This window comes from Pseudaquabacterium terrae, assembly GCF_013266755.1.
Classification (GTDB): Bacteria; Pseudomonadota; Gammaproteobacteria; order Burkholderiales; family Burkholderiaceae_C; genus Pseudaquabacterium; species Pseudaquabacterium terrae.
The window spans coordinates 221,233-241,584 of the sequence record NZ_JABRWJ010000002.1; the positions used below are offsets into that span (position 1 = coordinate 221,233).

23 protein-coding genes are annotated in these 20,352 nt (G+C 68.5%); 8 read left to right on the top strand and 15 right to left on the bottom strand.

The genetic code is table 11. The features are described 5' to 3' along the window. Nucleotides 1-51 precede the first annotated feature (51 nt). From HLB44_RS06085 to HLB44_RS06105, 5 genes are all read right to left on the bottom strand, one after another. Nucleotides 52-753 (bottom strand): LytR/AlgR family response regulator transcription factor, encoded by a 702-nt coding sequence (locus HLB44_RS06085; protein ID WP_173121671.1) that lies wholly within the window; start codon nucleotides 751-753, stop codon nucleotides 52-54. Continuing rightward, nucleotides 741-1,850, bottom strand: coding sequence for a sensor histidine kinase (locus HLB44_RS06090; protein ID WP_343051238.1), 1,110 nt, complete (start codon nucleotides 1,848-1,850; stop codon nucleotides 741-743). Before HLB44_RS06090 ends, HLB44_RS06085 begins: the two co-directional genes overlap by 13 nt. Before the next feature lie 5 nt (nucleotides 1,851-1,855). Continuing rightward, nucleotides 1,856-2,884 (bottom strand): serine/threonine protein kinase, encoded by a 1,029-nt coding sequence (locus tag HLB44_RS06095; protein ID WP_173121673.1) that lies wholly within the window; start codon nucleotides 2,882-2,884, stop codon nucleotides 1,856-1,858. Further along, a complete protein-coding gene (locus HLB44_RS06100; protein ID WP_173121674.1) occupies nucleotides 2,881-3,666 on the bottom strand; it encodes a DUF2726 domain-containing protein in 786 nt (261 codons plus the stop codon). The genes HLB44_RS06095 and HLB44_RS06100 overlap by 4 nt, the downstream gene beginning before the upstream one ends. 231 nt (nucleotides 3,667-3,897) lie before the next feature. Then, nucleotides 3,898-4,623 carry a GNAT family N-acetyltransferase gene (locus HLB44_RS06105; protein WP_173121675.1) on the bottom strand — a complete coding sequence of 242 codons (726 nt, stop codon included), beginning with the start codon at nucleotides 4,621-4,623 and terminating at the stop codon, nucleotides 3,898-3,900. Nucleotides 4,624-4,939: 316 nt separating this feature from the next. On the opposite strand from HLB44_RS06105, the gene rplM reads away from it, so the two are divergent. From rplM to erpA, 5 genes are all read left to right on the top strand, one after another. Further along, the gene (gene rplM, locus HLB44_RS06110; protein ID WP_173121676.1) at nucleotides 4,940-5,368 is read left to right on the top strand and encodes a 50S ribosomal protein L13; all 429 of its coding nucleotides are present in this window, start codon (nucleotides 4,940-4,942) and stop codon (nucleotides 5,366-5,368) included. A 9-nt stretch (nucleotides 5,369-5,377) separates the two neighbouring features. Continuing rightward, nucleotides 5,378-5,770, top strand: a complete 393-nt coding sequence (gene rpsI, locus HLB44_RS06115) for a 30S ribosomal protein S9 (protein WP_173121677.1) — start codon at nucleotides 5,378-5,380, stop codon at nucleotides 5,768-5,770. A 77-nt stretch (nucleotides 5,771-5,847) separates the two neighbouring features. Next, on the top strand, nucleotides 5,848-6,561 hold the full coding sequence (locus HLB44_RS06120) for a DUF6776 family protein (RefSeq protein WP_173121678.1): 714 nt from the start codon (nucleotides 5,848-5,850) through the stop codon (nucleotides 6,559-6,561). 42 nt (nucleotides 6,562-6,603) lie between these two features. Next, nucleotides 6,604-7,002, top strand: a complete 399-nt coding sequence (locus HLB44_RS06125; protein ID WP_173121679.1) for a bactofilin family protein — start codon at nucleotides 6,604-6,606, stop codon at nucleotides 7,000-7,002. A 67-nt stretch (nucleotides 7,003-7,069) separates the two neighbouring features. After that, nucleotides 7,070-7,444 (top strand): iron-sulfur cluster insertion protein ErpA, encoded by a 375-nt coding sequence (erpA, locus tag HLB44_RS06130; RefSeq protein ID WP_173121680.1) that lies wholly within the window; start codon nucleotides 7,070-7,072, stop codon nucleotides 7,442-7,444. Nucleotides 7,445-7,503: 59 nt separating this feature from the next. Here the strand turns inward: erpA and HLB44_RS06135 are convergent, their stop codons facing one another. Both HLB44_RS06135 and HLB44_RS06140 read right to left on the bottom strand, forming a co-directional pair. After that, nucleotides 7,504-8,625 carry an anhydro-N-acetylmuramic acid kinase gene (locus HLB44_RS06135; RefSeq protein WP_173121681.1) on the bottom strand — a complete coding sequence of 374 codons (1,122 nt, stop codon included), beginning with the start codon at nucleotides 8,623-8,625 and terminating at the stop codon, nucleotides 7,504-7,506. 17 nt (nucleotides 8,626-8,642) lie between these two features. Then, entirely contained in the window at nucleotides 8,643-10,022 is a 1,380-nt protein-coding gene (locus tag HLB44_RS06140) for a M23 family metallopeptidase (RefSeq protein ID WP_246312099.1), read from the bottom strand. Nucleotides 10,023-10,227: 205 nt separating this feature from the next. Here HLB44_RS06140 and tyrS point away from each other — a divergent pair, with 205 nt between their 5' ends. The 3 genes from tyrS to dtd all read left to right on the top strand — a co-directional run bounded on the left by tyrS (nucleotide 10,228) and on the right by dtd (nucleotide 12,394). After that, entirely contained in the window at nucleotides 10,228-11,481 is a 1,254-nt protein-coding gene (tyrS, locus tag HLB44_RS06145; RefSeq protein ID WP_173121682.1) for a tyrosine--tRNA ligase, read from the top strand. Between the two features lie 72 nt (nucleotides 11,482-11,553). After that, the gene (locus HLB44_RS06150; protein ID WP_173121683.1) at nucleotides 11,554-11,946 is read left to right on the top strand and encodes a DUF5329 family protein; all 393 of its coding nucleotides are present in this window, start codon (nucleotides 11,554-11,556) and stop codon (nucleotides 11,944-11,946) included. A gap of 7 nt (nucleotides 11,947-11,953) precedes the next feature. After that, nucleotides 11,954-12,394 carry a D-aminoacyl-tRNA deacylase gene (dtd, locus tag HLB44_RS06155; protein ID WP_173121684.1) on the top strand — a complete coding sequence of 147 codons (441 nt, stop codon included), beginning with the start codon at nucleotides 11,954-11,956 and terminating at the stop codon, nucleotides 12,392-12,394. Between the two features lie 31 nt (nucleotides 12,395-12,425). On the opposite strand, the gene HLB44_RS06160 is transcribed toward dtd, so the two are convergent. From HLB44_RS06160 to HLB44_RS06195, 8 genes are all read right to left on the bottom strand, one after another. Beyond that, complete coding sequence (locus HLB44_RS06160; protein WP_173121685.1) at nucleotides 12,426-13,394, bottom strand: tripartite tricarboxylate transporter substrate-binding protein; 969 nt, start codon at nucleotides 13,392-13,394, stop codon at nucleotides 12,426-12,428. Nucleotides 13,395-13,531: 137 nt separating this feature from the next. Next, entirely contained in the window at nucleotides 13,532-14,794 is a 1,263-nt protein-coding gene (locus tag HLB44_RS06165) for a phenylacetate--CoA ligase family protein (RefSeq protein ID WP_173121686.1), read from the bottom strand. Beyond that, nucleotides 14,791-15,093: a hypothetical protein gene (locus HLB44_RS06170; RefSeq protein ID WP_173121687.1), complete on the bottom strand. Its 303-nt coding sequence runs from the start codon at nucleotides 15,091-15,093 to the stop codon at nucleotides 14,791-14,793. The genes HLB44_RS06165 and HLB44_RS06170 overlap by 4 nt, the downstream gene beginning before the upstream one ends. A gap of 13 nt (nucleotides 15,094-15,106) precedes the next feature. Then, the gene (locus HLB44_RS06175; RefSeq protein WP_173121688.1) at nucleotides 15,107-15,916 is read right to left on the bottom strand and encodes an ABC transporter ATP-binding protein; all 810 of its coding nucleotides are present in this window, start codon (nucleotides 15,914-15,916) and stop codon (nucleotides 15,107-15,109) included. A 122-nt stretch (nucleotides 15,917-16,038) separates the two neighbouring features. Then, on the bottom strand, nucleotides 16,039-17,376 hold the full coding sequence (locus tag HLB44_RS06180; protein ID WP_173121689.1) for an ABC transporter substrate-binding protein: 1,338 nt from the start codon (nucleotides 17,374-17,376) through the stop codon (nucleotides 16,039-16,041). Between the two features lie 41 nt (nucleotides 17,377-17,417). Continuing rightward, nucleotides 17,418-18,494 (bottom strand): branched-chain amino acid ABC transporter permease, encoded by a 1,077-nt coding sequence (locus HLB44_RS06185; protein ID WP_173121690.1) that lies wholly within the window; start codon nucleotides 18,492-18,494, stop codon nucleotides 17,418-17,420. A gap of 25 nt (nucleotides 18,495-18,519) precedes the next feature. Then, nucleotides 18,520-19,449 (bottom strand): branched-chain amino acid ABC transporter permease, encoded by a 930-nt coding sequence (locus tag HLB44_RS06190; protein WP_173121691.1) that lies wholly within the window; start codon nucleotides 19,447-19,449, stop codon nucleotides 18,520-18,522. A gap of 13 nt (nucleotides 19,450-19,462) precedes the next feature. Beyond that, the gene (locus HLB44_RS06195) at nucleotides 19,463-20,320 is read right to left on the bottom strand and encodes an ABC transporter ATP-binding protein (RefSeq protein WP_246312100.1); all 858 of its coding nucleotides are present in this window, start codon (nucleotides 20,318-20,320) and stop codon (nucleotides 19,463-19,465) included. Nucleotides 20,321-20,352: the final 32 nt, after the last annotated feature.

Sequence of the window (20,352 nt, forward strand, 5' to 3'; positions counted from 1 at the left end):
AGCACGGCGGGGCCAGCCGGGGGCGCGCGGGGGCGAGCCGGGCGCAGTGCGTCAGGTGCCGTCGGCCAGCCGCCGCATCAGCGCGGCGCGGTAGCCCCGGCTGCAGACCACCTCGGCGCCGCAGCGCAGCCGGATCAGTGCATCACCCTTGTCGTTCGGCTGCACCGAAGCGACCTGCGCCAGGGCCACCGCCGCGCTGCGATGCACGCGCACGAAGCCGGTGCCCAGATCCGCGAGCAGGCCGGCCAGCGTGCGGCGCAGCAGGTACTCGCGAGCGCCGGCATGCAGCGTCACGTAGTTGTCGGCGGCTTCGAGCCAGGCGATGTCGGTGCACGGCAGCACCTGCAAACCCTGTCGCGTCGGCACCAGCAGTTGCCTGGCGGGCACGCTGGCGCGCGGCGCGGCCCGTCGGCGCACGCGTTCGAGCGCACGCTGCAGCCGCTCGAAGGCCACCGGCTTCAGCAGATAGTCCAGCGCCTGCGCATCGAAGGCCTGCAGCGCGTAGACGTCGTGCGCGGTGACGAAGACCACCGCCGGGCCGTCGTCGGGCAGCGACGCGGCGACGGCCAGGCCGTCGAGCTCGGGCATCTGCACGTCGAGCAGCAGCAGCGCCGGCTTCAGCTGCTCTGCCAGTGCGAGCGCCGCTTCGCCGTCGGCGGCCTCGCCAACCACCTCGACGTCGTCGATCGCCGCCAGCAGCTGGCGCAATCGCCGGCGTGCCGGTGCTTCGTCGTCGACGATCAGCACGCGCATGGCAGCCACAGCTCGGCGCGAACGCCGCCGCCTTCGGCCGGCAGCCGGGCGCTCAACGACAGGCCGGCCGCCGCGCCGTGCAGCACGGTCAGTCGCCGCTGCAGGTTGGCCAGGCCGACACCGGGCGAGGGTGTCACGGCCAGCACGCCGCCGTCGTCGTCGACCGACAGCCGCAGCGTGCCTTCGTGGCGCACGGCGGCGACCTGGATGGCGGTCGCCGCGCGGCGCTTCTCCACCGCATGCTTGAACGCGTTCTCCAGCAGCACCTGCAGTGCAAGCGTCGGCACGCGGCAATCGAGCGCCGTGGGGTCGACCGTCCACTCGATGCGCACGCGCTCGCCGAAGCGCTCTTCCATGATCTCGGCATAACCGCGCACCAGCGCCAGCTCGTCGGCCAGCGCTTGCTCGGGCCGCTGCGCGGCGTCGGACGCGGCGCGCAGCAGCGCGGCCAGCCGCTGCAGCAAGTTGTCGGCGCGCTGCGGGTCGTCGTGGATCAACGACGCGATCGTGTTCAGCGCATTGAACAGGAAGTGCGGCTGCAGCTGCTGGGTCAGCTGGGCGAGCTGCGCCTGCTGTGTCAGCGCCTGCAGGCGCTCGGCGCGCAGCCGCTCGCCGAGCCAGGCCCGGTACGAGCGCAGGCCGAAATGCACGCCGCAGAACAGCACGTAGAAGATCGCGAACTTCGGGATCTCGTGACGCATCAGCAGCGGCCACGGGTCGAAGCGGATCGGCTCGCCAGCGGCACCGAGAACCAGCGCACGCAGCCCGTAGATCGTGAGCACGAACAACGGTGCAAGCAGCGGCAGCCAGGCGAGCACGCGGGCGAACCACAGCCACGGGCGATGCAGGTAGCGGTCCAGCCGCTTCGCCCAGCGCCACTGCAGCACGACGACGCCGCTGGCGACGAGCATCGACGTCGTCTCATCGAGCACGCGGCGCCACGGCTGGCCGCCGCCCGAGCGCACATGCTCCTGCACGCTCACCCAGGCCATCAACGCCCAGAACACCAGCCAGGCGATCGCGAAGGCGGCCACGAGCCGCCGCCGTGCCGATGGTCCGAGGTGCGGAACCAGGTCATCGGTGTCGGCGGGCGACACCATGTTCAGTCGAAAGCGGGCGGCCCCAGCTCGAGCGGCGGCTCGGCCATCGCCTCGATCTGCTCGTGCAGCTGCGTCGTCTGCTGGCCCCAGTAGCCCGGTCCGCCGAACCACGGGAACGCCGCCGGGAATGCCGGATCGGTCCAGCGCTCGGCGATCCACGCGCTGTGGTGGATCATGCGCAGCGTGCGCAGCGGCTCGATCAGCGCGAGCTCGCGCGCATCGAAGCGGCGGAACTGGCGATAACCCTCCAGGACAGCGGCCATCTGGCTGCGCATCGACTCGGCGTTGCCCGACAGCAGCATCCACAGATCCTGGATCGCCGGGCCGCTGCAGGCATCGTCGAGGTCGACGACGTGCGGGCCTTCTTCGCGCCACAGGATGTTGCCGGGGTGGCAATCGCCGTGCAGCCGCAGCGTCGCGTCCGCGTGCACCGCGGCGAACGCGGCGTCGATTGCCGCCAGCGCGCCGTCGCAGGCGCGGCGCCAGCCGTCGAGCTGCGCCGGCGGGATGAGGTCGAGCGCGAGCAGCCGCGCGCGCGCCGCATGACCGAAGGTCGCCGGATCGAGCTGTCGCCGCGTCGCGAAGCTGCGTTCGCCGCCGACCGCATGCAGCCGGCCGATGAAGCGGCCGAGCCAGCGCAGCGTGTCGAAGTCCTCCAGCTCCGGCGCGCGCCCGGCGCGGCGCGGGTAGGCCGCGAAGCGGAAGGGCTGACCGTCGAGCATCGTGTGCACCAGCGTCGTGCCATCGGCGAGCGTCAGCGGCGCGACCACCGGCACCTCGGCGGCGACCAGCTCGAGCGAGAACGCATGCTCCTCGAGGATCTGCGCATCGCTCCAGCGGCCGGGCCGGTAGAACTTCGCGACCACGGCGCTGCCGTCTTCGAGGAACAGCTGGAACACGCGGTTCTCGTAGCTGTTGAGCTGCAGCAGGCGGCCGTCGCCATGCAGCCCGGCGCCGTCCAGCGCGTCGAGCACGGCTTGTGGCGTCAGGTGGTCGTAGGGGTGGGTCGAGCCCGTGGGATCAGCGGTCAATGGCGCAATGGCGAAGGCGGGTACGACGACGGGCGCGCGTCGCCGGGTTCGGGCGGCGGCTCGGTCGGCGGGCCCTCGCTCGACAAGTCGCCGGCGCGGCTGCTGGGGCCGAGCGCGCCCTGCTCGCTGTTCGGCGCTTCGCTGCGGCCCTCGGGGGAGAAGAACGAGTCGTGGAAGAAGCCGGAATCCTGCCACAGCGTCGTGCGCTCGCGGCGGCGCGAGGCGACCGCGGTGGCGAGCGAATCGCGCGCACGGTAGACGGCCGGTGCCGGCTGCGGCCCGCGCGACGCGGCGGCGCTCTGCGGCACCAGCAGCTGCAGCTCGGGAATCGACGGCAGGTGATCGATCGGGCAGCGCAGGTAGCGCACGCGGCACGCGCCGAGCACCGACTGCTTGATCTGCATCGAGCGGCTCTGGTTCGCGCGGTCGCTCGCCAGGTCGATCGCCGCCAGCACGCGGCCATTGGCGCTGCAGATCGCGAAGGTCACGTGGATCGAGCCGAGCAGGTCGTACCAGTAGCGCACCTGCTGCGGATCGTTCGGCTGACAGAAGCGCACCAGCGGCAGCTTCGACAACACGATGTGGTGCGGCAGTGCTTCGCGCAGCTGGCGGTAGACGCGGCGTTCGTCGGTGCTGAACACCGGCCGCGCCGTCAATGCCCATTCGTGCGGCAGCGGCTTCGGCTTGACCGGCCGGCGCGGCCGCAACCAGAACCAGACCACGGCGGGCGCCAGGACGGCCACGGCGACCAGGGCGATGATCCAGGGAAGGGTCTGCTGCATGGGCCTCGGACGGATGCGACGGCCAGATCAGCCGCGCGACACGGCGACAGCAGTGAGAGAAGCACGAGGAACTGGCGCTCGGATCATATTACCGTCGGTATCCTGCACCGCTCCCCCTCCGCCTCGGGGGCACAGCGCTGCCGCATGCGCATTCGAGTGGATGAAACGCCCCCCGGTCGCGGGGGCAAGGCGCGTGCCTTCGCGAGTCGGGGCCGCTCGACCCGGGGGCGTTCAGTCCTTGGCCGGACCGCTCTTGCCGACGCCGCTGCGCACTTCGGCCAGCGCATCGATGAACGCGTCGACCGCGCGCGCCTGCTGCTTCAGCTGGTAGTCCAGGGCTGCCGCGCTCTCGCCGACGAATTGCTCCACCTGCGAAGCCAGCGTCTCCGGCGGCAGTTTCAGCGTGGCGTCCGATTCGCTGCCGGCGCGTTCCACCACCGCGCCGGCGCGGCGTGCGATGCGCAGCATCGCGGTGTTCTCGCTCAGCGCGTGGATGAACAGCGTGTCGATGCCGCGGTTGCGCGCATGCAGCATCGCGTGCTCGAACAGGCGCGCACCGTAGCCGCGCCCGCGCAGGTGCGAAGAGACCGAGCCGCCGAATTCAGCCGCGCCGCCGGCCTGTTCATCGCTCGGATGGGCCAGGTGCGCCAACGCGATCAGCTTCAGCCGCCGGTTGAAGACCCCGAAGACCTCGTCGCGCTCGAAGTCGAGGCCCTCGACATAACGCTCGATCTGCGCATCGGCAGCCGGGAAACCGAAACGCAAATAGCGGTCGTGTTCCGACAGCGCAAGCAGGTGCTCGAGGATGCGCGGCCGGTGGCCCGGCCCGAGCGAGCGGATCGGGATCCACGCCAGGCGCGGCGGCGGCTTGTCGGGCGGCAGCGCGGAACCGAGCGCCTCGTTGCGGTCCTCCAGGCGCGGATCCGAGGGGCCATGGGCGTCGATCGAAGCGGTCATTGAAGACCTCCGGGTAGGTGATTACCCTGATACTAGCGTGCTCGCCGCCGGTGCCGGCTTGCTATCCCCTTTGGATTCGACTGGCGTGCGGCCGGGCAATGTCCATCGTGTGGCTATAATCCTCGGCTGCCCCAAACACGGCGGGGTGGAGTGGGGCCGGATTCAACCCCGGCTTCAAGACCCGGTGTGGGCTCTGAGAGGCTGCCTTGATAAGCAGTTCCGAAGGTCGCCCGGCTCCGAACAGCCGTCGCCCGGTGATTCTGCGCCGACCCGCATCAGCGGGGCGAGCAGGGTGACCCTTACCAGAGAGACCCTCATGAAGACCTTCAGCGCCAAGCCGGCCGAAGTGAAGCACGAGTGGTTTGTGCTCGATGCCACCGACAAGGTGCTCGGACGTGTCGCCAGCGAAGTGGCACTCCGACTGCGCGGCAAGCACAAGGCCATTTACACGCCTCACGTCGATACCGGCGATTTCATCATCGTCGTCAACGCCGAAAAGCTCCGTGTCACCGGCAACAAGGCCGAAGACAAGGTGTACTACCGCCACTCCGGTTTCCCGGGCGGCATCTACGCCACGAAGTTCAAGGACATGCAGGCGCGCCACCCCGGCCGTGCGCTGGAGAAGGCCGTCAAGGGCATGCTGCCCAAGGGCCCGCTCGGCTACGCGATGATCAAGAAGCTGAAGGTGTATGCCGGTGGTTCGCACCCGCACACCGCCCAGCAGCCCAAGGCGCTGGAAATCTAAGGAGCGGTGATGATCGGCAATTGGAACTATGGCACCGGCCGCCGCAAGTCTTCGGTGGCGCGCGTGTTCATCAAGCGGGGCGAAGGCCAGATCATGGTCAACGGCAAGCCGGTGCAGGAGTACTTCGGCCGCCAGACCTCGATCATGATCGTCAAGCAGCCGCTGCTGCTGACGAACAACGAAGTCGCCTTCGACATCAAGGTCAACGTGCACGGCGGCGGTGAATCCGGCCAGGCCGGCGCGGTGCGCCACGGCATCACCCGTGCGCTGATCGACTACGACGCGACGCTCAAGGGCGACCTGAGCCGTGCCGGCTTCGTGACGCGCGACGCGCGCGAAGTCGAGCGCAAGAAGGTCGGCCTGCACGGCGCGCGCCGTCGCAAGCAGTTCAGCAAGCGCTGAACGGAACCCTCGCCTCGCGAGACCAAGACAAGGGCCGCCTGTGTGCGGCCTTTGTCATTGCTGGAGCCTGCCAACGCATGCGCTGGAAGTTGTTGCGCCGCCGTTTGTCGATCAGTGCGCCACGGGTCATCGTCAGGCGTCACCTGCCGTGGCCGCTGCGCTGGGCGGTCGTTGCGCTGGTGCTCGGCTTCTCCGGCGCGATTGCGCTGTGGGCCTTCGAGCTCGGCAAGGAGCTGGCGGGCCTGGATCGCCACGCCAAGGCCGAGCTGACGCTGCTGCGCGACGAGGTGGGTCGGCTGCGCATGGAGCGCGACCAGGCGCAGTCGCTGGCGCATGCAGCCGACAGCTTGCTGAAGAGCGAACGCGCGGCGCAGGACAAACTCGGGCAGCAGCTGCGCCAGCTCGAGGCGGCGAACATGGCGCTGCAGGCCGATCTCGGCTTCTTCGAGAAGCTGCTGCCGGCCGGCGCCGGCGACCAGCGTGTCCTGGTGCGCGGCCTGCAGGTCGAGCCGCAGCTGCCGGGTCGTCTGCGCTACCAGCTGCTGCTGATGCAGAGCGGCAAACAGGCGGCGGAGTTCGCTGGCCGGGTCGAATTGACGTTGGCCGGCACGCTCGACGGGCGGCCGTGGATGCACAACCCGGCACCTGGGCCGCAAGCACTGCGCCTGAAGCAGTACGCGCGCATCGAAGGCGTGCTCGAGCACCCGCCGGGGGCCGTGGTAAAAACCGTGCAGGTCAAGGTGACCGATGCCAGCGGCGCGGTGCGCGTGACGCAGACCACTCGGCTCTAGACGGGTTGCGGCGCTCGGATTCCCCTCTACAGGAGACAGGCCATGTGGTCCGGCAAGAAGTCGCAGCCGCCGATCCGTTCGCTGGTCGGCGAAGGCACGCGCCTCAGCGGCGAGATCCGCTTTCGTGATGGCCTGCGCATCGATGGCGAAGTGCACGGAGATGTCATCGCCGACGGCGAGGCGCGGAGTATCCTGGTGATCAGCGAAAAAGCCCGGGTGCTGGGCAAGGTGAAAGCCGACCATGTGATCATCAACGGCGAAGTCACCGGCCCGGTCGAGTCGAACGAGCTTCTTGAATTGCAGCCGAAGGCCCGCATCGTGGGAGATGTGCGCTACGAAGTGCTCGAAATGCATCCCGGCGCGTTGATCGAAGGTGAGTTGCGCCCCCTCAAGGCCGGTGAGCGGCCGGCGCTGAAACTGGCGGCCTCGAATGACGCCTAGTCCCTCGACGCCTGAATCCTCGACGCTCGAATTCTGTTCCCCATTTCTGTCTGTTGGAGTCCTTGCCATGAACGCCGTCGCTGAAAACCTGGCCCCTGAATCGAATGCAATGCCCTCGCCGCTGGTCTTCACCGACAGCGCGGCCTCCAAGGTCGCCGACCTGGTCGCCGAGGAGGGCAATCCGGACCTGAAGCTGCGCGTGTTCGTGCAAGGCGGCGGTTGCTCGGGCTTCCAATACGGCTTCACCTTCGACGAGGTGGTCAACGACGACGACACGCAGATGACGAAGAACGGTGTCACGCTGCTGATCGACGCGATGAGCCTGCAATACCTGGTCGGCGCCGAGATCGACTACAAGGAAGACCTGCAGGGCGCGCAGTTCGTGATCAAGAACCCGAATGCGCAAACGACCTGCGGCTGCGGGTCGAGCTTTTCGACCTGATTCGGTTTTCGATGCCGTGCACAGAGGCCGCCTGCGGGCGGCTTCGTGCTTTCTGGGCCTCAAGCCGCCGGGTACAGCGCGCCCAGCAGGCGGGGGCTGCGCGCGCCGGTGACCTCCGGCCGGTTGCCGGGCCGGCGTTCGACGAAGGCCTGCGCCAGCCACGCGAACGCGGCCGCCTCGACCTGCAGGGGCGGCAGGCCGGCGTCAGCGGTCGATCCCACCGTGACGTCCGGCAGCAGCGCGGCCAGGCGTCGCATCAGGTGGCCATTCAAGGCGCCACCGCCGCAGACCAGCAGCCGTGTCGTGGCAGCGGCATGTCGCTGCAGGGCGCTTGCGGCGCAACGCGCGGTCAGCTCGGTCAGCGTCGCCTGCACGTCGCTTGGCTCGAGACGTGGATAGGTGGCCAGGCCGGCATCCAGCCATGCGGCAGTGAACAGGTCGCGGCCGGTGCTCTTCGGCGGTGCGCGCTCGAAGTAGGGTTCGGCCAGCCAGTGGGCCAGCAGGGCCGGGTGCACCGCTCCGGTGGCGGACCAGCGACCGTCGTCATCGAAGGCCAGGCCACGCTGGCGCTGGCACCACAAGTCCATCAACGCGTTGCCGGGCCCGCAATCGAAGCCGCCGACACGACCGTCGGCATGCAGCAGGCTCAGGTTGGCGATGCCGCCGATGTTCAGCACCGCCAGCGCTTCGCCCGGCCGACCAAAACGCGCGGCGTGGAAGGCCGGCACCAGCGGTGCGCCCTGGCCGCCGGCCGCGACGTCGCGGCTGCGCAGATCGCAGACCACGTCGATGCCGCAGCGCTCGGCGAGCAGCGCGCCGTTGAGCAGCTGGCAGGTGTAGCCGACGCCGTCGAACTCGCCCGGCCGGTGGCGCACCGTCTGGCCGTGGGCACCGATCGCGCGCACCGCGGCGGCGTCGCAGCCGGTCTGAACGAGCAGGGTGCGCACGGCGGTCGCATAAACCTCGGCAATGCCGTTGGCCGCCAGCGCCGCGCGGTGCAGCTCATCGTCGCCGCGGGCGTTCAATGCCAGGAGCTCGTGGCGCAGTGCCTCGGGCAGAGGGCCATGCACATGGCCGCGCACCTGCATCGGCGCACCGGAGGGAAAGGCTGCGAGCACCGCATCGACACCGTCGAGCGAGGTGCCCGACATCAGGCCGATGTACCACTCGCTGGCGCCCATGGCGGGCGCCGGTGCGCTCACTCGCTGTCGCCGCGGTAGCCGACCAGCGATTCGGCGGCGTCGAGCTGGGCGTGCGCGGCGACGGCCGTCTGCTGGAAGCGCGGCCGCGCCGCGGCATCGACCACCACGGTGTCGGCGGCGCGGGCGATCTTCAGCGGATCCTGGAAGTGGCCGTCGACGCGGAATTCGAAGTGCAGGTGCGGCCCGGTGGCCCAGCCGGTGGCCCCGACCAGGCCGACGCGCTGGCCCTGGTCGATGCGCTGGCCCTTGCGCACCTCGAGCTTGCTCAGGTGGGCGTAGACGGTGGTCTTGTTGCCGTCGTGCTTGACGTGCACCACGTTGCCGTAGCCGTTCTGCCAGCCGGCAAAGTCGACCAGGCCGTCACCGACCGCGCGCACCGGCGTGCCGGCCGGCGCGCCGTAGTCGACGCCGTTGTGGGCGCGCCAGGTCTGCATGATCGGGTGCAGCCGCATCGCGAAGCCGGAGGTGATGCGCGAGAACTCCATCGGGCTGGCAAGGAACGCGCGCCGCTTGCTCTGGCCGTCGAAGCTGAAGTAGGCGCCGCGGCCGGCGCTGTCCTTGAACCAGACCGCCTGGGCCGTCTTGCCGTTGTTCGTGAACTCGGCCGCCAGGATGCGGCCGGTGCCTTCGTTCCACGTGATCGGCTGGTCGTCGGCGGTCAGCGCTTCGAAGACGACGCTGAAGGTGTCGCCCTTGCGCAGCTGGCGGTGGAAATCGATGTCGGTCGAGAAGATGTCAACCATCTGGCTGGCGATGCTGTCGGGCAGCTTCGCTTCGTCGGTCGCGGCGAACAGCGAGCTGCGGATCGTGCCGCTGCCCAGCCGCACCTGGCCGACCAGCGGCGCCGTCTCGATCCGGCTGTGCCAGCGGCCGTTCAGGCGGACGATCGTCAGGCGGGTGAAATGGGTGGCCTGCAGTGCGCTGTCGAGTGCCGGAAAGCGGGCGATGAGCTCTTTCAGCGCGCCGGTGTCGTCGCTGCGCACCTGCACCATCTTGCCGGCGCGGCCTTCGAGCAGGCGGCGCGCGTCACGGTCGCCGCGGATGAAGATGGCGGCCGCGGCATCGGCGACGCCGAGGCGGCGCAGCAGGCTGTCGGCGGTGTCGCTCGCGCGCGTCAGGTCGCTGCGCGAGAGCTCCAGGGCATGCTGCGCCAGCGCTTCGAGCTGTTGCTCCAGGCCGCTCAGCGGCAGCTCTTCGGTCACCAGGCGCTGCGGCAGGTCGGCCGCGTCCGGCGCCATCGGCGCGATACCGAAGGCGGTGACCGCGAAGCAGCCCAGCACCGTGCACACCGCAGCAGCAACCCGGCGCGGATGCCGATGGGCCGATTGGTTCAGGCGTTGCAGCAGCGCGAGGGATGAATGCTTGATCGATTTCAACAACAAATCCCTACCCAAGCGGGCCCGCGAGGGCCGAGCGATGAACAGGAGGCTGCGGGGAGGGGCCACTAGAATCGTGGACCGCTCGCCCCAGAAGGAGAGAGCCTGGCCGACCAGGCCGAGGCCCGCAGGCGAGGCGGCAGTATAACCACCGGGTGCCGGGTTACACCGCGTAAAACCCCGTATACCGGCAATCTCGAGGCATATGTCAACCCCCCATTCAAGTAGTGTTGCGTCGGCGCAGCAGTTTCCGATCAGCGACCGCGCGCGCGAGGCGCTGGCGATCACGCTGCGCGGCTGCGAGGAGCTGCTGCCGGCCGACGAGTGGCTGCGCAAGCTGGCGCGATCCGAGGCCACCGGCCAGCCGCTGCGCATCAAGTTCGGCCTCGATCCGACGGCGCCCGACCTGCACCTCGGCCACACGGTGGTGTTCCACAAGATGCGCCAGCTGCAGGACATGGGGCACACGGTGATTCCGCTGATCGGCGACTTCACGTCGATGATCGGCGACCCGTCGGGCCGCAATTCGACCCGGCCGCCGCTGACCCGTGAGCAGATCGAGGCCAACGCCAAGACCTATTTCGATCAGCTCGCGCTGGTGCTGGACATCGAGCGCGCCGAGGTGCGCCACAACAGCGAGTGGAGCGATCCGCTCGGCGCGCGCGGGATGATCCAGCTGGCGGCGAAGTACACGGTGGCGCGGATGATGGAGCGCGAGGACTTCCACCAGCGCTTCAAGGCCAACACCCCGATCAGCGTGCACGAGTTCCTGTACCCGCTGATGCAGGGCTACGACTCGGTCGCGCTGAAGGCCGACCTCGAGCTCGGCGGCACCGACCAGAAGTTCAACCTGCTGATGGGCCGCCACCTGCAGCAGGAGCACGGGCAGGAGCCGCAGTGCATCCTGACGATGCCGCTGCTCGAGGGGCTGGACGGCGTCGACAAGATGTCGAAGAGCAAGAACAACTACATCGGCATCACCGAAGCGCCGAACACGATGTTCGCCAAGCTGCTGTCGATCAGCGACACGCTGATGTGGCGCTACTTCACGCTGCTGAGCTTCCTGCCGGCCGAACGCATCGCGGCGCTGAAGGCCGAGGTCGCGGACGGGCGCAACCCGAAGGATGCCAAGGTGCTGCTGGCGCGCGAGATCGTCACGCGCTTCCACGGCGCGGCGGCGGCCGACGGCGCCGAGCGCGACTTCGAGCTGCGCGCGCGTGGTGGCATTCCCGACCAGATCGACGAGGTGAGCCTGGGCGGTGCGCCGCTGGCCATCGGCACGCTGTTGAAGCTGGCCGGCCTGGCGCCTTCGGCCAGCGAGGCCTTGCGGCTGGTCGACCAGGGCGGCGTGCGCATCGACGGCGCGGTGGTCAGTGATCGCGGGTTGAAGGTCGAGGCTGGCACGTGCGTCGTGCAGGTCGGCAAGCGCAAGTTCGCGCGAGTGACGCTGAGCGCCTGAACGCCCGAAGCACGGGAAACCCCTTGCTTCTGCGGCGATCCGACCTTGTCACGGTCCCGCAAAATTGCTGTCATGTCCCTACTCACCGGCCGCCGCGGCGTCTGCTGCCTGCTCGGCGCCCTGATTTCCGGCCTGGCCGGCGCAGCACAGGCCGGTCCGTCGGCGGCCGAGATGGCGCGCATCGAGCGGCTGCTGGCGATGATCGGCTCACGCCGCGACATGCGCCTGGTGCGCAACGGGCAGGAGCACGACACCGACACGGCGGTGAGCTTCCTGCGCGGCAAGCTCAAGCACTACGGCGACGACATCAAGACCGCCGAGGACTTCATCGAACGCCTGGCGAGCCGCTCGTCGACCACCGGCCAGCTCTACTGGGTGCGCCTGGCGGACGGCCGCCAGATTCCGGCCGGCGACTTCCTGCGCATCGAGCTGGCCCGGCTGGACAAGGCCGCCGCTTCCCGCTGACTCACAGGTGCTCGCGCTGGTGCAGCGGGTCGCCGAGGCCCGGGTCGAGATTGCCGGTGAGGTGGTCGGCGCGATCGGCGCCGGGCTGCTGGTGCTGGTCTGCGCCGAACCCGGCGATACCGAACAGCAGGCCGCGAAGCTCGTCGACAAGCTGCTGAAGCTGCGCATCTTCAGCGACCAGGCCGGCAAGATGAACCGCAGCGTCGCCGACGTGGCCGGCGGCTTGCTGATCGTCAGCCAGTTCACGCTGGCCGCCGATGTCTCGGGCGGCAACCGCCCGAGCTTCACCGGTGCCGCCGGGCCGGAGCTCGGCCGGCAGCTCTACGACAAGGTGCTGGAGCTCGCCCGCGTGCGCCACCCGCAGGTGGCGGCGGGGCAATTCGGGGCCGACATGCAGGTCGGCCTGATCAACGATGGACCGGTGACGATCCCGATCCGGATCGCCTGACCGGCTCCCATGCCGGTCGGGCGGGTCTCGATCAGTCGGCGTACTGGCCGGCGGCCTTGATGACCGGGCCCCACTTGTTGATCTCGGCCTCGACGAACTTCTTGTGGTCGGCGCCGTTGACCCGGTTGTCGGTGACCACCACCGCACCGAGCGCCTCTTCACGCTTGATGAACTCGGGGTCCTTCAGCGCGGCCTTCAACGCGGTGTTGATCTTGTCGAGCGCAGCCTTCGGCGTGCCCTTGGGCGCGTACAGGCCGTGCCAGATCGAGACGTTGAAGCCCTTCATGCCGGACTCGTCGAGCGTCGGCAGCTTGGCCAGCGTCGGCGTCGTGAGGCGCTTGGTCGTTGTCACCGCGAAGGCCTTGATCTTGCCGGACTCGATCTGGCCGCTGGTATTGGTGGTCTGGTCGCACATGATGTCGACCTGGCCGCCGAGCAGGTCGTTCATCGCCGGCGCGGTGCCCTTGTACGGCACGGTCGTCATGTCGATCTTCACGCTCTGCTGGAACAGCAGGCCGCACAGGTGCGATGCGGCGCCCAGACCGGCGTTGGCGAGGTTGACCTTGCCCTTGTTCGCCTCGAGCCACTTCATCAGCTCGGCGAAGTTGTTGGCCGGCAGCGTCGGCCGGCCGACGACGGTCATCGGCACTTCGTTGATCAAGCCGAGGTACTCGAAGTCCTCGAGCGTCTTGAAGGGCAGGTTGCGGTACAGCGCCGGCGAGGTCGCCATGCCGATGTGGTGCAGCAGCAGCGTGTAGCCGTCCGGTGCGGCCTTGGAGACCTTCGATGCGCCGAGCGTGCCGCCGGCGCCGCCGACGTTCTCGATCACGATGACCTGGTTGATCTTCGTGCGCAGCGCCTCGCCGAGGTCACGCGCGACCTTGTCGGTCGGGCCGCCGGCCGCGAAGGGCACGACGATGGTGATCGGCTTCTCCGGGTATTCGGCGAATGCGGCACCGGCCAGCGTGGACAGTGCGGTGGCGAGCAGCAGCTTCTTCATCTCGGTCTCCTGGTATTGCGGGACGGTGGGGAAGGAGATGCTACGAGTGACGCCTTGCCTTCGACTGTCGGGAACTACCTAGTCAACCGGTGGCCTCGCGCTGCGTTGCGCTGCCCGATGTCAGCCCGGCGCCGGCCTCAGTTGTAGCTGCGCGCGTCCTCGATCACCTTGCCGTCGTTGGGCAGCGCGCCGGGGGGACTGAACTCCACCTCGCCGCGCAGCTTGGTGATGTCGCGGATGCTGGTGGCGATCGCCGCGGCGAGACCGTCAGGCGCGTTCGCGACCTCGGCGCGCAGCGTCATGCGGTCGTTGGCCATCTCGCCCGAGACGACCAGGCGCGCGCGCACCACCTCGGGATGGCGGCGCACGATCTCGGCGACCTGGCTCGGGTGCACGAACATGCCGCGTACTTTGGCCGTCTGGTCCGCGCGCCCGAGCCAGCCCTTGATGCGGATGTTGGTGCGGCCGCTCGGGCACGCGCCCGCGAGCACCGCCGACAGGTCACCGGTGCCGAAGCGCACCAGCGGGTAGTCGGGATTCAGCACCGTGACGACGACCTCGCCGACCTCGCCGTCGTTCACCGGCTCGCCGGTGCCGGGGCGCACGATTTCGAGGATCACCGACTCGTCGAGCACCAGCCCTTCGCGCGCGCTCGTCTCGTAGGCGATCAGGCCGGCATCGGCGGTGGCGTAGCTCTGGAAGGCCTCGACGCCGCGCTCGCTCAGCCAGTCGCGCAGCGACGGCGGAAAGGCCTCGCCGCCGACCATCGCCTTGTGCAACGAACCGATGCCGACGCCGTGCTCGCCGGCTTTCTCGACCAGGATCTTCAGGAAGCTCGGCGTGCCGATGTAGCCGTGCGGCTTCAGGTCGGCCACCGCCTGCAGCTGCAGCTCGGTGTTGCCGATGCCGCCGGCGAAGGTGGTGCAGCCGACGGCGTGCGCGCCGGCTTCCATCATCGCGCCGGCGGGGGTCAGGTGGTAGCTGAAGCTGCAGTGCGCGAGGTCGCCTTCGCGAAAGCCGGCGGCGTAGATCGCGCGCGCCATGCGCCAGTAGTCGCCGGCGGTGCCCTCGGGTTCGTAAATCGGGCCGGGCGACTGGTATACGCGCCGCGCGCCGCGACCCGACGCGACCCCACGCCAGCCGATCGCCGAATAACCGCCGAAAGGATCGGCCGCGCGGCGTGCCTTCTGGCGCTCGAGCAGCTCGTGCTTGCGCAGCACCGGCAGTCGCGCCAGCGCCGCGCGGCTGGTGATCGTGGCGGCGTCGATGCCGTCGAGCAGCTCGGCCATCGCCGGGCTCCCACGTTGCGCCTGGGCGACCTGGCCCGGCAACGCGGCCAGCAGCGCCGCTTCGCGCGCCGCCGGATCGCGCGTCTCCAGCGCGTCGAAAAACGGGTTCATCGGTCCTCCTCGGTCCAGCGCGCGAGCCGGCGTTTGACTTCGTCGGTGAACTTGCGCACGTCCGGGCTGGCGCCAAGCACGAAGCGGTCCCACTCCGGCGTCCCGCCGCGCATCGGGCGTCTGGCCAGGCGCGCAGTGATCGTCTTGTCGTCCGCCTCGAGCTCGATCACGCGCGAGCCTTTCAACTCGTAGCCGTCGCCGCGCTCGGAAAGCGTGCGCAGGTCGCGCAGGCTGCGTTTCAAGAGTCCGAGGGCCTCCGCCGGCTTGAACGGCGGCAGTGCGAAGAAGTCGTCGCTCATGTTCGCGGCTCCTTCAGGCCAGCCAGCGCTTGCGGCGCTTGTAGCTCTTGGCGTCTCTGAAGCTCTTGCGGTCGCCGCCGCCCATGCCGAGGTAGAACTCCTTGACGTCCTCGTTCTCGCGCAGGTCCTTGGCCACGCCGTCCATCACGATGCGGCCGTTCTCGAGGATGTAGCCATAGTCGGCGTAGCGCAGCGCGATGTTGGTGTTCTGCTCGGCGAGCAGGAAGGTCACGCGCTCCTTGGTGTTCAGGTCCTTGACGATCTCGAACACCTCCTCGACGATCTGCGGCGCCAGGCCCATCGACGGCTCGTCGAGCAGCACCATCTTCGGGTTGGCCATCAGCGCGCGGCCGATCGCGCACATCTGCTGCTCGCCACCCGAGGTGTAGGCGGCCTGCGAGCCGCGTCGCGTCTTCAGGCGCGGGAAGTAGTTGTAGACCTTGTCGAGCGTCTGCTGCACCGCCGCCTTGCCGTCCTTGCGGGTGTAGGCGCCGGTCAGCAGGTTCTCCTCGATCGTCAGGTGCGCGAAGCAGTGGCGGCCTTCCATCACCTGGATCACGCCGCGGTCGACCATCTCGGAGGTGGACAGCGCCTCGATGCGCTCGCCGCGCAATTCGATCGAGCCCTTGGTGACCGCGCCGCGCTCGCCGGCCAGCAGGTTGCTGACCGCGCGCAGCGTCGTCGTCTTGCCGGCGCCGTTGCCGCCCAGCAGCGCGACGACCTTGCCTTCGGGCACCTGCAGCGAGACGCCCTTGAGCACCAGGATCACGTGGTTGTAGATGACCTCGATGCCGTTGACGTTCAGGAGGGTCGTCGTGCTCATTGGGGTACCTTCGGGCTGCGCCCTCCGGTATTCGCCCTTCGGGCGGCCGTGCGGGCTCATGCTTGGGCTCTTTCTCGAGCGAGGGCTCCACCGTCGGAGCCCTCGCGGTCAGGTCAAGGACGTCAGCTCTGGCAATCCTGCGGCGTGCGGCGCGTGAGCTTCTTCTCGCTCGCGTACTTGTCCGCCGAAGCCTTGACCATCGGCTTCAGGACCGAGTCGTCGGCCTGCAGCCAGTCGGACGTGAATTGCCACTTGCTGCCGTCCCAGGTGTGGATCCGCGCCCAGGAGTCGCCGCGGTGATCGACACAGCTGGTCGAGACCGGACGCATCACGCCGGCGAAGCCCAGCGCGTCGAGCTTCTTCTGGTCGAGCGCGAGGTTCTCGAGACCCCAGCGCACCTGCTCGCCGGTCATCACCTTGCCCTTGCCGTAGCGCTCCTGCGCGCGCTTGATGCCCTCGGTCCCGAGCATTGCCGCGATCACCCCGCGCGTGTACAGCACCGAGCCGACCTCCTCCTTCGGGCCGGTGCCCTGGCCCTTGCCGTGCACCGCCTCGAGGATGTCCTTGATGACCTTGGCGTTCGGCTCGGCGCCATGCTGCAGCGTCAACGCGTTGTAGCCCTTGGCGCTGGCGCCGACGTCCTTGACGTCGGGTTCGGCCCCGGCCCACCAGACGCCGTACATCTTCTCGCGCGGGTAGCCGGTGGCGACAGCTTCCTTGATCGCGGCTGAGTTCATCACGCCCCAGCCCCACAGGAAGAGGTAGTCGGGCCGGTTCTGGCGGATCTGCAGCCAGGTCGACTTCTGCTCGATGCCGGGCAGCACCACCGGCAGCAGCGTCAGCTCGAAGCCGTGCATCTTGCTGGCTTCCTGCAGGTAAGGAATGGGCTCCTTGCCGTACGGGTGGTCGGCATAGACCAGCGTGATCTTCTTGCCCTTCAGGTTGGCCACGCCCCCTTCCTTCTTGCCGACGTAGTTGACCAGCATGTCGGCGGCCGACCAGTAGGTGCCCAGCAGCGGGAAGTTCCACTTGAACACCGCGCCGTCCGCACTGTCGGCGCGGCCGTAGCCGGTCGTGATGATCGGAATCTTGTCGTTCGGCGCCTTCTCGGTCAGCGCGAAGGTGATGCCGGTGGACAGCGGCTCGACCAGCGATGCGCCGCCGTGCTTGCCCTTCAGGCGCTCGTAGCACTCGACGCCCTTGTCGGTCGCGTACGAGGTGTCGCACTCCTCGACGAGGATCTTGACGCCGTTCATCCCGCCCTTGACGTTGACCAGCTTCAGGTAGTCGGCGTAGCCGTTGGCGAATGGAACGCCGTTCGGCGCAAACGGGCCGGTGCGGTAGCTGAGCATCGGGATGAACTGCTCCTTGGCCTGCGCGAAGGAGGCGGAAGCGCCCAATAGCGCACCGCTGGCCACTGCCGCGAGCGCGGCGGCCTTGAGCAAGGTTGTCGGTGTCATTGTTGTCTCCGGGTTGCGCACGCGACGGTGCTTGGTTGAACTCAGTGGGGGAACGGCCACAGCCGCAGCTTGTCCTTGCCGATCGACCAAAGACGGGCCAGGCCATGCGGCTCGACCACCAGGAAGAACACGATCAGCGAGCCGTAGATCATCAGCACGACATGCGAGACCGTGGCGGTGTCGACCGCCAGCCCGACCGCGGCGCCGGCCACCGGCAACAGGCGGTCGAGCGCAATCGGAAGCACGACGATGAACGCGGCGCCGAAGAAGCTGCCCATCACCGAGCCCAGGCCGCCGATGATGATCATGAACAAGAGCTGGAACGAACGGTCGATCGAGAAGGCCGAGGGCTCCCACGAGCCGAGGTAGACGAAGCCCCACATCACGCCGGCCACGCCGACGACGAAGGAGCTCACCGCGAACGCGCTCAACTTGGCGTAGATCGGGCGGATCCCGATCACCGCGGCGGCCACGTCCATGTCGCGCATGGCCATCCATTCCCGGCCGATGTGACCGCGCACCAGGTTCTTGACCAGCAGTGCGCAGACGACGACCACGACCAGACAGAAGAGGTACTTCTGCACCGGCGAGACGACAGGAATGCCGAAGACGTTGAGGTCGGCGACGGCCACCGAGCCCGACGCGGCGTAGTTGGTGAACCATTTGATGCGCAGGAACGCCCAGTCGAAGAAGAACTGCGCGGCCAGCGTGGCCACCGCGAGGTACAGGCCCTTGATGCGCAACGAAGGAATGCCGAACAACATGCCGGCCACCGTGGCGCACAGGCCGCCGAACAGCAGCGACACCAGCAGCGGCGTGCCATCGATGCGGACCTGCAGGTTGTACGCGGCATAGGCACCCACGGCCATGAAGGCGCCGGTTCCGAGCGAGATCTGCCCGCAGTAGCCGACCAGGACGTTGAGGCCGAGGGCGGCCAGCGCCAGGATCAGGAACGGGATCAGGATCGCGCGCAACAGGTACTCGTCGGCCAGCAGCGGCACCGCCACGAAGGCCAGCACCAGCAGGCCGGCGATCACGATGCGGTCCTGCAGGATCGGAAAGATCTGCTGGTCGGCGCGGTACGAAGTCTTGAACTGGCCGTTTTCGCGGTAGAGCATGTCGGGTCTCCGGGTATGTCGTGGGTTAGACCCGATCGATGATCTTCTCGCCGAAGAGGCCTTGCGGCCGCACCAGCAGCACCAGCAGCACCAGTACGTAGCCGAACCAGATCTCGATGCCGCCGCCGACCAGCGGGCCGACGAAGACCTCGGACAGCTTCTCGCCGACGCCCAGCAGCAGCCCGCCGATGATCGCGCCGGGCACCGACGTCAGGCCGCCGAGGATCACCACCGGCAGCGCCTTCAACGCCAGCACCGACAGCGAGAACTGCACGCCGAGCTTGGAACCCCAGATGATCCCGGCGACCAGCGCGACGAAGCCGGCGACCGACCAGACGATGACCCAGATGCGCTTGAGCGGGATGCCGATCGACTGCGCCGCCTGGTGGTCATCGGCCACCGCGCGCAGCGCGCGGCCGGTGCCGGTGTACTGGAAGAACAGCGACAGCACGATCACCAGCGCGGCGGCGATCACCGCGGCATACAGGTCTTCCTTGTTGATCAGCACGCCGCCCGGGAACAGGCTTTCCATCAGGAACATCGGTTCCTTCGGCAGGCCGACGTCGATCTTGTAGATGTCGCTGCCGAAGATCGTCTGGCCGAAGCCGTCGAGGAAGTAGGTGATCCCCAGCGTGGCCATCAGCAGCGTCACGCCCTCCTGGTTGACCAGCTTGCCGAGCACCAGCCGCTCGATGAACCAGGCCACCGCGATCATCACCAGCATCGCGCCGACGAAGGCCAGCAGGTTGGCGAGGAAGCGGTTGTCGAGGCCGAGCAGCTTCGGGATCCATTCGGAGAAGCGCGCCATCGCCAGCGCCGCGAACAGCACCATCGCGCCCTGCGCGAAATTGAAGACGCCGCTGGCCTTGAAGATCAGCACGAAGCCGAGCGCGACCAGGCCGTAGAGCATGCCGCTCATCAGGCCGCCGATGAAGGTTTCGAGGAAGAAGCCCATGGTCGATGCCTGCTCAGTGGGAGGTGCCGAGGTACGCGGAAATCACGTCCTCGTTGCGGCGCACTTCTTCGGGCGTGCCGTCGCCGATCTTCTTGCCGTAGTCGAGCACGACGACGCGGTCGGAGATGTCCATCACGACGCCCATGTCGTGCTCGATCAGCACGATCGTCGTGCCGAACTCCTCGTTGACGTCGAGCACGAAGCGGCACATGTCCTGCTTCTCCTCGACGTTCATGCCGGCCATCGGCTCGTCGAGCAGCAGCACCTGCGGCTCCATCGCCAGCGCGCGGCCGAGGTCGACGCGCTTCTGCAGCCCGTAGGGCAGCCGGCCGACCGGCGTCTTGCGCCAGGCCTGGATCTCGAGGAAATCGATGATGTGCTCGACGAACTCGCGGTGCTGCATCTCCTCGCGCTCGGCGGCGCCGATGCGCAGTGCCTGCTGGAAGATGTTCGACTTCATCTTCAGGTTGCGGCCGGTCATGATGTTGTCGATCACGCTCATGCCTTTGAACAGCGCCAGGTTCTGGAACGTGCGCGCGATGCCCATTTCGGCGACCTGGCGCGAGTTCATGTGGTTGAAGGTCCGGCCGCGGAAGCTGATCGAGCCGTGCTGCGGCGCGTAGACGCCGTTGATGCAGTTGAGCATCGAGCTCTTGCCCGCGCCGTTCGGGCCGATGATCGCCCGCACCTCGTGCTCGCGCACGTCGAAGCTGATGTCGGTGAGCGCCTTGACGCCGCCGAAGGCGAGCGAGATGTTGCGCACGTCGAGGATCACGGCACCCGGCGCGCGCACCGGCTGCAGCGTCGCGTCGTCGTTGGCGGCGACGGGGCTTTCAGCCGTTAGCGTCGCGTATGCGGTGGTGGCACTCATTGGGAAACCTCCGTGCTTCGCACTGCGGTGCG

Bases quoted from the DNA above. Each gene is read 5' to 3' on its own strand.
- HLB44_RS06185 (WP_173121690.1), bottom strand. From the start codon at position 18,494: ATGCTCTACCGCGAAAACGGCCAGTTCAAGACTTCGTACCGCGCCGAC.
- tyrS (WP_173121682.1), top strand. From the start codon at position 10,228: ATGTCAACCCCCCATTCAAGTAGTGTTGCGTCGGCGCAGCAGTTTCCG.
- erpA (WP_173121680.1), top strand. From the start codon at position 7,070: ATGAACGCCGTCGCTGAAAACCTGGCCCCTGAATCGAATGCAATGCCC.
- HLB44_RS06190 (WP_173121691.1), bottom strand. From the start codon at position 19,449: ATGGGCTTCTTCCTCGAAACCTTCATCGGCGGCCTGATGAGCGGCATG.
- HLB44_RS06165 (WP_173121686.1), bottom strand. From the start codon at position 14,794: ATGAACCCGTTTTTCGACGCGCTGGAGACGCGCGATCCGGCGGCGCGC.
- HLB44_RS06100 (WP_173121674.1), bottom strand. From the start codon at position 3,666: ATGCAGCAGACCCTTCCCTGGATCATCGCCCTGGTCGCCGTGGCCGTC.
- HLB44_RS06170 (WP_173121687.1), bottom strand. From the start codon at position 15,093: ATGAGCGACGACTTCTTCGCACTGCCGCCGTTCAAGCCGGCGGAGGCC.
- HLB44_RS06180 (WP_173121689.1), bottom strand. From the start codon at position 17,376: ATGACACCGACAACCTTGCTCAAGGCCGCCGCGCTCGCGGCAGTGGCC.
- HLB44_RS06135 (WP_173121681.1), bottom strand. From the start codon at position 8,625: ATGGGCGCCAGCGAGTGGTACATCGGCCTGATGTCGGGCACCTCGCTC.
- HLB44_RS06160 (WP_173121685.1), bottom strand. From the start codon at position 13,394: ATGAAGAAGCTGCTGCTCGCCACCGCACTGTCCACGCTGGCCGGTGCC.
- rpsI (WP_173121677.1), top strand. From the start codon at position 5,378: ATGATCGGCAATTGGAACTATGGCACCGGCCGCCGCAAGTCTTCGGTG.
- HLB44_RS06085 (WP_173121671.1), bottom strand. From the start codon at position 753: ATGCGCGTGCTGATCGTCGACGACGAAGCACCGGCACGCCGGCGATTG.
- HLB44_RS06175 (WP_173121688.1), bottom strand. From the start codon at position 15,916: ATGAGCACGACGACCCTCCTGAACGTCAACGGCATCGAGGTCATCTAC.
- HLB44_RS06195 (WP_246312100.1), bottom strand. From the start codon at position 20,320: ATGAGTGCCACCACCGCATACGCGACGCTAACGGCTGAAAGCCCCGTC.
- HLB44_RS06120 (WP_173121678.1), top strand. From the start codon at position 5,848: ATGCGCTGGAAGTTGTTGCGCCGCCGTTTGTCGATCAGTGCGCCACGG.
- rplM (WP_173121676.1), top strand. From the start codon at position 4,940: ATGAAGACCTTCAGCGCCAAGCCGGCCGAAGTGAAGCACGAGTGGTTT.
- HLB44_RS06105 (WP_173121675.1), bottom strand. From the start codon at position 4,623: ATGACCGCTTCGATCGACGCCCATGGCCCCTCGGATCCGCGCCTGGAG.
- HLB44_RS06125 (WP_173121679.1), top strand. From the start codon at position 6,604: ATGTGGTCCGGCAAGAAGTCGCAGCCGCCGATCCGTTCGCTGGTCGGC.
- HLB44_RS06150 (WP_173121683.1), top strand. From the start codon at position 11,554: ATGTCCCTACTCACCGGCCGCCGCGGCGTCTGCTGCCTGCTCGGCGCC.